General features: G+C 57.9%; 2 protein-coding genes. One reads left to right on the forward strand and one right to left on the reverse strand.

All coding sequences use genetic code 11. The features are described 5' to 3' along the window. Positions 1-989 (forward strand): (Fe-S)-binding protein (locus G3N58_RS33740; protein ID WP_206001357.1); only part of this gene is annotated, 989 nt, incomplete at its 5' end. Between the two features lie 9 nt (positions 990-998). Here the strand turns inward: G3N58_RS33740 and G3N58_RS33745 are convergent. After that, positions 999-1,775 carry a thioesterase domain-containing protein gene (locus tag G3N58_RS33745; protein WP_346778322.1) on the reverse strand — a complete coding sequence of 259 codons (777 nt, stop codon included), beginning with the start codon at positions 1,773-1,775 and terminating at the stop codon, positions 999-1,001. Between the last annotated feature and the right edge of the window lie 391 nt (positions 1,776-2,166).

A 2,166-nucleotide genomic window follows, 5' to 3' on the forward strand; every position in this document is an offset into this window, starting at 1 on the left:
CGAAGAAGCAGACCGCGCATCCGCCGGCCACGGTCGGCAAGCCGGTGGTCACGCAGCAGGTGATCCACTTCATGAACAAGAAGATGCCGGGCAACCTGCCGAAGAAGACCGCGCGCGCCTTGCTCGACATCGAGGACAACAAGATCGTCCCGATCATCCGCAATCCGCAGACGACCACCGCCGACACGGAAGCGGTGTTCTACTTCCCGGGCTGCGGCTCGGAGCGGCTGTTCTCGCAGGTCGGCCTTGCGACCCAGGCGATGCTGTGGGAAGCGGGCGTGCAAACGGTGCTGCCGCCGGGCTACCTGTGCTGCGGCTATCCGCAGCGCGGCTCGGGCCAGTTCGACAAGGCCGAGCAGATCGTCACCGATAACCGCGTGCTGTTCCACCGCGTCGCCAATACGCTGAACTACCTCGACATCAAGACGGTGGTGGTGTCGTGCGGCACGTGCTACGACCAGCTCGCCGGTTATGAATTCGACAAGATTTTCCCGGGCTGCCGGATCATCGACATCCACGAGTTTCTGCTGGAGAAGGGCATCAGGCTCGATGGCGTGAATGGCGTGCGCTACATGTACCACGACCCGTGCCACACGCCGATCAAGACGATCGACCCGGTCAAGCTCGTCAATCAGCTGATGGGTTCGGAGCACGACGGCTACAGGATCGAGAAGAACGATCGCTGCTGCGGCGAGTCGGGCACGCTGGCGGTTACGCGTCCTGACATCTCGACGCAGGTGCGTTTCCGCAAGGAAGAGGAATTGAAGAAAGCAGCAGGGCGCTTTCGTGCCGAAAAGTTTGGTGGTAACGTGAAGGTCCTCACCACGTGCCCAGCGTGTCTGCAGGGTCTCTCACGCTATGCAGAAGACGCAGACATGAGCTCAGACTATATTGTTGTAGAAATGGCGAGAAAAATATTGGGCGAAGAGTGGCTCGCAAACTACGTCAGCGAGGTGAATCGAGGCGGTATTGAACGTATCTTGGTGTAGACCACCAGTTCAGGCCAAGTCTTGATCGAGCGTTGCGTGTATCCATGACAGGTCGGCGAGAATATAAGACATCACTTCAGCCGCTGATGTATGGATAAAGAAGTGTCCTCCATCGATGAGCCGCAGCTTGAATGGTCCGTCGCTATACGCTTCCCACGCACGGAGTGACGAAAGTTCGACATCGCTATCGTGCCTTCCTCCGAAGACTGATAACCTCCCGGGTAATGTAAAGGGGGCATTCGCGCGATAGCGTTCGGCAATTCGCAGATCCGAGCGAATCGCCTTCAGGAAGGGCCGTAGCCATTCTGGTTGTGCAACAAGCTCGATGGGCGTGCCCCCCATTTCCACGAGACGCTGGATGAGTTCATGCTCAGGCAGCATGTGGATGGGGTTGTCGCGCGGTCCGATATGAGGCGCACGATGCGCCGAGCAGAACATGTGCAATGGAGGGGGCTTCCCTCTCCGCACCACTTCGCGCACGAACTCGACACTCACGATGCTGCCAAGGCTATAGCCGAACGTTGCGTACGGTTTGGTCAGAAGCGGGAAAGTCGCATCAATCAGCGCGTCGACCATTTCGCTGAGGTCGCTGACAGGCGGCTCGAAAAATCTCGTCTGACGTCCTGGGGGCTCAACTGCGACGACTTCGATATAGTCGGGCATCGCTGATGCCCAGCGTCGATAAAGGGCAGCCCCACCGCCAGCATAAGGGAAGCAGAACAACATGATTCGGGCTTCAGGACGCGGCGTGTGCCTGATCAACCAGGGTGTCTTTTTGACGGGCATGTTTGCGCAAGCGACTAATCGATGAGAAACGTGCCGACGCAACGAGTCATTTGTGCGCAGGAGCAGTCACAATCGATAGCATAAGTGCAGACGTCTATCCCGTCTCCCGTCTTTTCGTACAGGGTCGAGACTTGATGAGGTGATGATGGCTCTGAAGTGATAGGCCATGTCCGCTACCTGGCGAGGGCTTGAGCAATTGTCAAGTCTGGTGCGTGCGGGCGGACAGGCATGATCAGACCGCCCGCAGAGTGCTTTCAATCACCGGGTGTTGATTTGCACGGAATCCTGACCCACCCTCGGCAGTAATTTGCATCGAATCTTGACCCACGTAGAACACTGACCTGCTCGGCAACGGGCGGGGGAACGGAGTGATCGACGTGGCTATATTGAG

It is taken from the genome of Paraburkholderia sp. Ac-20342, assembly GCF_017104985.1.
Taxonomy (GTDB): Bacteria; Pseudomonadota; Gammaproteobacteria; order Burkholderiales; family Burkholderiaceae; genus Paraburkholderia.

What these genes read in the sequence shown, in the direction of transcription:
- G3N58_RS33745 (WP_346778322.1), bottom strand. Translation starts at nt 1,775, where the DNA reads ATGCCCGTCAAAAAGACACCCTGGTTGATCAGGCACACGCCGCGTCCT.